Here is an 8,342-nt window from a genome sequence, read left to right as displayed (position 1 = left end):
GCAGGCCGTCCGCCGAGCGGTCCGCGCGGGCCCAAGCCGCACGGCGGCGGGCCGCGCAAGCCGTTCAAGCCGCGCGGGCCGCGCTGAGGGCTGCCCTCACCCCAACCCCTCTCCCGCTGTGCGGGAGAGGGGCTTCAAGCCGCCGCGTCCCCCGCCGTTCCTTCTTCCGCCTGCGGGAGAAGGTGGTCCGAAGGACCGGATGAGGGCGCTCCACGCCTGCGCAACACCAGGCCGGTTCGTTCCCCTGCCCGAACGCATAGCGTTCGGGCGTTCGACGGCGCGCGAGCCGATGGCTCGCAAACGCGCCCTCTCACCCCGCCTGCGGAAGAAGATGGTCCGAAGGACCGGATGAGGGCCGCCTGCAAAACCGAGAAAGTCATAAGCCGCAACGCCCCACAGCGCCGCGCGCTTTGGCATAGTCGCAGGCGTAAGCCGCCGCTACGCCGCTCATGTCCCGCATCCTGGTCTTCCAACACGTCGCCGCCGAACCGCTCGGCACCCTCGATCCGCTGATCCGCCGCCGCGGCCACCGCATCCGTTTCGTCAATTTCGACCGCGATCCCGGCGCGGCGCCCAGGGTCGAGCGCTATCGCGGCCTGATCGTGCTCGGCGGCCCGATGAACGTCGAAGACCGCGCCGAGCGCGCGCACCTGAGCACCGAACTGCGCGCGATCGAGGCCATGCTCGAACAAGGCAAGCCGGTGCTCGGCATCTGCCTGGGCGCGCAGTTGCTCGCGCACGTGCTCGGCGCGCCGGTGCGCAAGCACCACGTGCCGGAAATCGGCTGGTATCGGCTGCACAGCACCGACGCCGGCCGCGACGACCCGGTGCTGGCGCCGCTGGCCGGCGCCGCGCCGGTGTTCCAGTGGCACCGCTACAGCTTCGAGATCCCGCACGGCGCCCATCATCTGGCCCGCACCGACACCTGCGAGCAGCAGGCCTTCCGCTGGGGCGACAACGCCTACGGCTTCCAGTTCCACCTGGAAATGGACGTGCCGCTGATCGAGCGCTGGCTGGCCAATCCGGTCTATCGCGCCGAACTGGCCGAACTGGGCCACGGCACCAGCGAGGACGCGATCCGCGCGCTGACCGCGCAGCACATCGCCGGCATGCAGCAGCGCGCGGATGCGGTGTTCAACAATTTCCTCGATCTGATCGGGCGGCCGCAGCGGCGCTATACGCTGCCTTCGCGCGAGTGGGTGTGAGGCTGCTGCGGGCGATGGTGCGGCCCGGATCGAAGGTTTCGCTGTAATCGCAGTGTCGCGGTCGCGGCTTGCGCCGCTCCTACAGGGGCTTCGGGAAGATACGTAGTACGACTGTAGGAGCGGCGCAAGCCGCGACCGCGAACCTGCAACCACGCCGAAACCCGCAGCACGCCCACGAACGCCTCAAGCCATCGTTATAACGACAGCCCGCTCTCGAACCAGCGCTCGCGCCCATCCACCGGATCGACGAACCGCAGCGACTGCGCCAGCAACTTCAGCGGCTGGGCGAAATCCTCTTCCGCCTGCGGCTGCAACGGATAAAAACGATCGCCCAGAATCGGCGCGCCGAGCGCGGCCATGTGCACGCGCAGTTGGTGTTTGCGGCCGGTGATCGGCTGCAACGCGTAAGTCCAGAACCCGTCCTGGCGCGAGACGACCTCGATGTGGGTCTCGCTGTTGGCCTCGCCCGCGACCTCGCGCATCAGGAAGAACGGCTCGCCGGCCTCGATGCGCGAACGCCGCAGCAGCGGGAACGACAGCGCCGGCAACGGCGCCGCCAGCGCCAGATAGCGCTTGCCGATGCGGCGCTCGCGGAACAATGCCTGGTACGCGCCGCGGCTGGCGGGTTCGCGCGAGAACAGCACCAGCCCGGCGGTGGCCGCGTCCAGGCGATGCAGCGGCGCCAGCGCCGGCTCGCCGAAACGGCGCTGCAGCCGCCCCAGCAAGGTCTCGGCGACGAAGCGCCCAGCCGGCGCGACCGGCAGGAAATGCGGCTTGTCGACCACCAGCAGGCGCTCGTCGGCATGGACGATGCGTTCGGCGAACGGGATTCGCGGTTCGCGCTCGACTTCGCGGAAATACAGGATTTCCAGGCCGGCCCGGTACGGCGCGTCGGCGCGCAGCGGTCGCGCGTCGCGCGCATCGAGCACGCGGCCGCGCTCGAAGCGCTCGCGCCAGCGCTCGCGGCCGATCGCCGGAAAGCGCGCGCTGACGCCGTCGAGCAGGCTCGTCCACGGCCCGGGCGGCAACTGCAGGCGGCTGGGCGGGATCGAATCGATCGGCGCTTGCGCGGACAGGTCCGCGCCATCGAACGGCCCGCGGTCGAACCTCGCATCCGGCGGAAGAATCGGCATGCGACCATCATCGCTCAGTTCGCCCGCCCGCGCGGCGCGCGCCGGCGCCGGCCGCGGCCTGAAGCGGCGCCGGCCGCGCACAGGTAGAATGCGCGCTGTTTTCCCGCAGGCCGCGCCCATGGCGACCAACGCCACCATCGTCAAGATCGAACTGCAAATCAGCGATATGGACCGGCATTACTACGCCGGCCACGCGCTGACCCTGGCCCAGCACCCCTCCGAGACGCCGCAGCGGCTGATGGTGCGCACCCTCGCCTTCGCCCTGCACGCGCACGAGCGGCTCGAATTCGGCCCCGGGCTCAGTTCGGAAGGCGAGGAGCCGGAAATCGCACTGCGCGACTACACCGGCGACATCGAGCTGTGGATCGACGTCGGCCAGCCCGACGAATCGCGCATCCGCAAGGCCTGCGGGCGTTCGCGCCAGGTGGTGGTGGTCAACTACGGCGGCAACGCCGCGGACATCTGGTGGGACAAGAACGCCAACGCGCTGCAGCGGCTCAAGAACCTCAGCGTGATCGACATCGACAACGCCTCGGTCGAGGCGATGGCGGCGCTGGTGGAGCGCAGCTTCCGCCTGGATTGCCAGATCCAGGACGGCGAAGTCGCGCTGACCACCGACAAGGCCAGCCTCGCCCTGATCCCGCGCCGGCGCCTGGACGCCGCCGCGCGGGCGGCTTGAATGGCCGAGCGTTACGACGCGCTGATCGTCGGCGCCGGCGCCGCCGGCCTGATGTGCGCGCTGACCGCCGGCCGCCGCGGCCGCCGCGTGCTGCTGATCGAGCACGCCAACAAGGTCGGCAAGAAGATCCTGATGTCCGGCGGCGGCCGCTGCAATTTCACCAACACCGGCGCCGCGCCGGCCAACTACCTGTCGGCCAACCCGCATTTCTGCAAATCCGCGCTGGCGCGCTACTCGCCGTGGGACTTCATCGCCCTGGTCGAGAAGCACCGCATCGCCTATCACGAGAAAGAACTCGGCCAGCTGTTCTGCGATATCTCGTCCAAGCTGATCGTGAAGATGCTGGTGGACGAATGCCTGGCCGCCGGCGTGCGCATCGAGACCGACTGTTCGATCGAACGCATCGCCCACGGCGACGGCGACAGCGGCGATTTCCGCGCGCACACCGCGCGCGGCGCCTTCGCCGCGCCCTCGCTGGTGATCGCCAGCGGCGGCCTGTCGATCCCGAGTATGGGTGCGAGCGGGTTCGGCTTTGAGGTCGCCCGGCGCTTCGGCCACGCGCTGCTGCCGACCCGCGCCGGCCTGGTGCCGCTGACCCTCAGCGGCAAGCACCAGGAGCGGTTGGCCGACCTCAGCGGCGTGTCGCTGCCGGTGACGGCCAGTTGCAACGGCCGCGAGTTCAGCAACCAGATGCTGATCACCCATCGCGGCGTCAGCGGCCCGTCGATCCTGCAGATTTCCTCGTACTGGCAACCCGGCGACGACCTGCGCCTGGACCTGCTGCCCGGCCGCGACGCGCTGGACTGGCTGCAGCGGCAGCAGCGCGAGCGCCCCGCGGCGGAGCTCAAGACCGCGCTCGGCGAGGCCTTGCCGAAGCGCTTCGCCCAGCGCCTGTGCGAGCACTGGCTGAGCAACAAACCGCTCAAGCAATACAACCTGCCCGAACTCAAGCAAGCGGCCGCGACGTTGTCGGCCTGGCCGCTGGTGGCGAGCGGCACCGAAGGCTACCGCACCGCCGAAGTGACCCTCGGCGGCGTCGACACCGACGGCGTGTCCTCCAGCACCATGCAATCCAAGCGCGTACCGGGCCTGTACTTCATCGGCGAAGTGCTGGACGTGACCGGTTGGCTGGGCGGCTACAACTTCCAGTGGGCCTGGGCCTCGGGCAATGCGGCCGGCCTGGCGGTCTGAGCCGGGCCGCTACCTGTAGGAGCGGCGCGAGCCGCGACCGCGATAACGCAACTACGACGTTACTTTCGCCGCAAGCGGACACCCCGCAGTCGCGGCTTGCGCCGCTCCTACAGGGGCTCCGGGCCGCTTCGTAGTACGACTGTAGGAGCGGCGCGAGCCGCGACCGCGGCAACGCGACTACGACGCCGCTTGCGCCGCGAACGGTCACCCCGCAGTCGCGGCTTGCGCCGCTCCTACAGGGGGCTCCGGGCGGGTTCGCAGTACGACTGTAGGAGCGGCGCGAGCCGCGACCGCGGCAACGCGACTACGGCGCTACTTTCGCCGCGAGCGGAAACTCCGCAGTCGCGGCTTGCGCCGCTCCTACAAGGGCTCCGAGCCGATGCGCGGCGATCAGCGGGTTTCGATCGCTTCGCCGAACAGGTCGTGTTCGTCGCTGCCCATGATTTCGACGTCGACGAACTGGCCTGCGCGCAGGCCGGCGCTTTCGCCGTTCTGGATCTGCACCAGGCCGTCGATCTCCGGCGCGTCGGCCATCGAGCGCGCGATCGCCAGTTCGCCGTCGATCGCGTCGACCAGGCAGCGCTGCCGGCTTCCGACCTTGGCCTCGAGCTTGGCCGCGGAGATCTCCGCCTGCCGCTCCATGAACCGCGCCAGCCGTTCCTGCTTGACCTCTTCATCGACCGGGTCGGGCAGGTCGTTGGCCTTGGCGCCGTCCACCGGCGAGTAGGCGAACGCGCCGACGCGGTCGAGCTGGGCTTCGTCGAGGAAGTCGAGCAGTTCTTCGAACTCGGCCTCGGTCTCGCCCGGGAAGCCGACGATGAAGGTGCTGCGGATGGCGATGTCCGGCGCGATCGAGCGCCAGCGCTGGATCCGCTCGAGGGTCTTGTCGACCGCGCCCGGGCGCTTCATCAGCTTGAGCACGCGCGGGCTGGCGTGCTGGAACGGAATGTCCAGGTACGGCAGCAGCTTGGGCATGCCATTGGCGCCGTTCTCGGCCATCAACGCGATGATCTCGTCCACGTGCGGATACGGATACACGTAGTGCAGGCGGGTCCAGATGCCCAGCTCGCTCAGTCCTTCGCACAACGCCTTCATCCGGGTTTGATACGCCTTGCCGCGCCATTGCCGCTCGGCGTACTTCACGTCCACGCCGTAGGCCGAGGTGTCCTGCGAGATCACCAGCAGTTCCTTGACCCCGCCCATGGCCAGCTTTTCGGCCTCGCGCAGCACGTCGTCGACCGGGCGCGAAACCAGGTCGCCGCGCATCGAGGGGATGATGCAGAAGCTGCAGCGGTGATTGCAGCCTTCGGAAATCTTCAGGTAGGCGTAATGCTTCGGCGTGAGCTTGACGCCGATGCCGTCGTCGCGGCGCGGCACCAGGTCGACGAAGGGATCGTGCCTGGGCGGCAGCACCGAGTGCACCGCGCTCATCACGCTGCCGTAGTCCTGCGGGCCGCTGATCGACAGCACGTCCGGATGCGCTTCGCGGATCAGTTCCGAGCGCTTGCCCAGGCAGCCGGTGACGATGACCTTGCCGTTCTCGGCGATCGCCTCGCCGATCGCGTCCAGCGATTCGGCCACCGCCGAGTCGATGAAGCCGCAGGTGTTGACCACGACCACGTCGGCGTCGTCGTAGCTCTGGACGATGTCGTAGCCCTCCACCCGCAACTGGGTGAGGATGCGCTCGGAGTCGACCAAGGCCTTGGGGCAACCCAGGCTGACGAAACCGACTTTGGGATTGAGGGAGGCGCTGGCGGACATGCTGGCGGGAAACCTGCTCGGTGGACCTGAACGAGAATGCGCGCGCGGCGGGCCGGCGCGGGCGGTGCGGAAGGACGCGGAACCCGGCGCGAAACCTGGCACGCCGCGCTCGGGGGCGCGAATTATAGCCTGCGGGGCTAAACTGGCCGCCAATCGGATTCATTCGCACCGGTTCATTCGCACACGGAGCATCCCCCCCATGGCTCACTGGATCGATTTGGACACCCCGGCCGGCCCGGTCCGGGCCTGGCGCGCCGACCCCGCCGGGGTGCCGCGCGGCGGCGTGGTGGTCCTGCAGGAAATCTTCGGCGTCAACGAGCACATCCGCGCGGTGACCGAGCGCTTCGCCGACGCCGGCTACGTCGCCCTGGCGCCGGCGCTGTTCGACCCGGTCGAACGCGACGTCGAACTGCCCTACGACAAGGCCGCCTACGCCCGCGGCGGCGAGCTGCGCAACGCGGTCGGCTTCGATCGCGCCAGCGACATCGTCGGCGCCGCGGCGCACCTGTTGCAGAGCGAGGGCCTGCGCACCGGCGCGGTCGGTTTCTGCTGGGGCGGCACGCTGGCGTTCCTCGCCAACACCCGCCACGGCGTGCCGGCGGTGAGCTACTACGGCTCGCGCACCGTGCCGTTTCTCGGCGAACCGCTGCGCGCGCCGATGCTGTTCCATTTCGGCACGCGCGACGCCAGCATCCCGGCGGACGCGATCGAGCGCCACCGCGAAGCGCTGCCGAACGCGCCGATCCATCTCTACGACGCCGACCACGCCTTCAACCGCGACATCGGCGACCACTTCGATCCCGCCAGCGCCGCGCTGGCCTGGACCCGCACCCTGGACTTCCTCGCGGACGCGCTGAAATGAATCCCTGGCACCTGCATCCGCAACTGGCCGACGACACCCATCCGGTGGCGCAGTTCGAACTGTGCGAGCTGCGGCTGATGGACGACGCCAACCACCCGTGGCTGATCCTGGTGCCGCGCGTGGACGGCGCGACCGAACTGGTCGATCTCGACGAAGCCCAGCAGCAGACCCTGACCCGCGAGATCGCCGTGGTCAGCCGCGCCCTGCAGGCCGGGTTCGCGCCGCACAAGCTCAACGTCGCCGCGCTCGGCAACCTGGTGCCGCAGTTGCACGTGCACGTGATCGCGCGCTATCGCGAAGACATCGCCTGGCCGCGGCCGGTGTGGGGCATGGCCACCGCGCAGCCGTATTCGCCCGAAGCGCTGGTGCAGCGGCTGCGCGTGCTGCAGGACGCGCTGGCGCGGTGAACGAACCCGCGCGCGAGGCCGCGGCGGCGGTGCGATTCGAAGCCCTGGCCGACGACGCCTGGCTGCTGCGCCTGGGCGAGCGCATCGACGACGCGCTCAACGCGCGCGTGCACGCGCTGGCCGCGCGGGTGCGCGCGCAGGCGCCGCCGTGGCTGCGCGACCTGGTGCCGGCCTACGCCAGCCTGGCGGTGTTCTTCGATGCGCAGGCGATCCAGGCCGACGCGGTGCGCGCATGGTTGCTGCGCCGTTGCGATGTGGTCGAAGACGCGGCGGCGGCCGAGGCCGGCGCGGGCGCGCGCACGGTCGAGATTCCGGTCGCTTACGGCGGCGAGTTCGGCCCCGACCTGGACGCGGCGGCCGCACAGTTGCAGCTGACGCCGGCGCAGTTGATCCAGCGCCACAGCGGCGGCGACTACCGCGTGGCGATGATCGGGTTCGCCCCCGGCTTTCCGTACCTGTCCGGGCTGGAACCGGCGCTGGCGCTGCCGCGGCTGGCCACGCCGCGCACCCAGGTCGCCGCCGGCAGCGTCGCCATCGGCGGCGCCCAGACCGGCATCTATCCGCGTCCCGGCCCGGGCGGCTGGCGCCTGCTCGGGCGCACGCCGCTGCGCCTGTTCGACGCCGCGCGCGCCGCGCCGAGCCTGCTGCAACCCGGCGACCGGGTGCGCCTGCGCGCGATCGGCGCCGACGAATTCCACGCGCTCGCCGCCGATGCCGACGTTGCCTGCGCAAACGGCCAGCGCAACCCGGACGCGCCGCGATGACCCCGCCGCGCCACGACGCCTGGATCGACGTGCTGGCGCCGGGCGCGCTGAGCTGCGTGCAGGATCTCGGCCGCGACGGCTGGCGCCACCTCGGCGTCGGCCGCGGCGGCGCGCTGGACCCGCGCTGCGCGATTCTCGCCAATGCCCTGGTCGGCAATAGCGCCGAGGCCGCGGTGCTGGAACTGACCCTGCACGGCCCGACCCTGCGCCTGCACGCGCCGGCGCGGGTGGCGCTGCTCGGCGCGCACTGCCAACTGCGTTTCGACGGCCAGCCGCTGCCCGCCGCGCGGCCGCTCGACCTGCCCGCCGGCACCCTCGCCATCGGCGGCATGCGCGCCGG

The 8,342-nt window shown here is 70.5% G+C and carries 8 protein-coding genes and 1 pseudogene; 7 read left to right on the top strand and 2 right to left on the bottom strand.

What is annotated here, in order from left to right; translation table 11 throughout:
* Window positions 1-449: 449 nt before the first annotated feature.
* On the top strand, window positions 450-1,205 hold the full coding sequence (locus A7A76_RS20910) for a type 1 glutamine amidotransferase (RefSeq protein ID WP_206413115.1): 756 nt from the start codon (window positions 450-452) through the stop codon (window positions 1,203-1,205).
* Window positions 1,206-1,399: 194 nt separating this feature from the next.
* On the opposite strand, the gene A7A76_RS20905 is transcribed toward A7A76_RS20910, so the two are convergent.
* Complete coding sequence (locus tag A7A76_RS20905) at window positions 1,400-2,338, bottom strand: pseudouridine synthase (protein ID WP_241201091.1); 939 nt, start codon at window positions 2,336-2,338, stop codon at window positions 1,400-1,402.
* Between the two features lie 118 nt (window positions 2,339-2,456).
* On the opposite strand from A7A76_RS20905, the gene A7A76_RS20900 reads away from it, so the two are divergent.
* Both A7A76_RS20900 and A7A76_RS20895 read left to right on the top strand, forming a co-directional pair.
* Window positions 2,457-3,017, top strand: coding sequence for a YaeQ family protein (locus A7A76_RS20900; protein ID WP_206413114.1), 561 nt, complete (start codon window positions 2,457-2,459; stop codon window positions 3,015-3,017).
* Entirely contained in the window at window positions 3,018-4,208 is a 1,191-nt protein-coding gene (locus tag A7A76_RS20895) for an NAD(P)/FAD-dependent oxidoreductase (RefSeq protein WP_206413113.1), read from the top strand. It begins immediately after the preceding gene.
* Between the two features lie 390 nt (window positions 4,209-4,598).
* On the opposite strand, the gene rimO is transcribed toward A7A76_RS20895, so the two are convergent.
* Window positions 4,599-5,969 (bottom strand): 30S ribosomal protein S12 methylthiotransferase RimO, encoded by a 1,371-nt coding sequence (rimO, locus tag A7A76_RS20890; protein WP_206413112.1) that lies wholly within the window; start codon window positions 5,967-5,969, stop codon window positions 4,599-4,601.
* A 199-nt stretch (window positions 5,970-6,168) separates the two neighbouring features.
* Here rimO and A7A76_RS20885 point away from each other — a divergent pair, with 199 nt between their 5' ends.
* The 4 genes and pseudogenes from A7A76_RS20885 to A7A76_RS20870 form a co-directional block, all read left to right on the top strand.
* Window positions 6,169-6,831: a dienelactone hydrolase family protein gene (locus tag A7A76_RS20885; protein ID WP_206413111.1), complete on the top strand. Its 663-nt coding sequence runs from the start codon at window positions 6,169-6,171 to the stop codon at window positions 6,829-6,831.
* Window positions 6,828-7,238 (top strand): HIT domain-containing protein, encoded by a 411-nt coding sequence (locus A7A76_RS20880; protein ID WP_096377562.1) that lies wholly within the window; start codon window positions 6,828-6,830, stop codon window positions 7,236-7,238. Before A7A76_RS20885 ends, A7A76_RS20880 begins: the two co-directional genes overlap by 4 nt.
* Window positions 7,235-8,002 (top strand): 5-oxoprolinase subunit PxpB, encoded by a 768-nt coding sequence (gene pxpB, locus A7A76_RS20875; protein ID WP_206413110.1) that lies wholly within the window; start codon window positions 7,235-7,237, stop codon window positions 8,000-8,002. The genes A7A76_RS20880 and pxpB overlap by 4 nt, the downstream gene beginning before the upstream one ends.
* Window positions 7,999-8,342: pseudogene (locus tag A7A76_RS20870) on the top strand (biotin-dependent carboxyltransferase family protein); the annotation flags it as partial. The gene pxpB and the pseudogene A7A76_RS20870, both read left to right, overlap by 4 nt.

This window comes from Lysobacter enzymogenes (assembly GCF_017168095.1).
GTDB lineage: Bacteria > Pseudomonadota > Gammaproteobacteria > Xanthomonadales > Xanthomonadaceae > Lysobacter > Lysobacter enzymogenes_D.
This window is presented reverse-complemented; position numbering and strand designations above follow the sequence as displayed.

What these genes read in the sequence shown, in the direction of transcription:
- A7A76_RS20910 (WP_206413115.1), top strand. Translation starts at nt 450, where the DNA reads ATGTCCCGCATCCTGGTCTTCCAACACGTCGCCGCCGAACCGCTCGGC.
- A7A76_RS20905 (WP_241201091.1), bottom strand. Translation starts at nt 2,338, where the DNA reads ATGCCGATTCTTCCGCCGGATGCGAGGTTCGACCGCGGGCCGTTCGAT.
- A7A76_RS20900 (WP_206413114.1), top strand. Translation starts at nt 2,457, where the DNA reads ATGGCGACCAACGCCACCATCGTCAAGATCGAACTGCAAATCAGCGAT.
- A7A76_RS20895 (WP_206413113.1), top strand. Translation starts at nt 3,018, where the DNA reads ATGGCCGAGCGTTACGACGCGCTGATCGTCGGCGCCGGCGCCGCCGGC.
- rimO (WP_206413112.1), bottom strand. Translation starts at nt 5,969, where the DNA reads ATGTCCGCCAGCGCCTCCCTCAATCCCAAAGTCGGTTTCGTCAGCCTG.
- A7A76_RS20885 (WP_206413111.1), top strand. Translation starts at nt 6,169, where the DNA reads ATGGCTCACTGGATCGATTTGGACACCCCGGCCGGCCCGGTCCGGGCC.
- A7A76_RS20880 (WP_096377562.1), top strand. Translation starts at nt 6,828, where the DNA reads ATGAATCCCTGGCACCTGCATCCGCAACTGGCCGACGACACCCATCCG.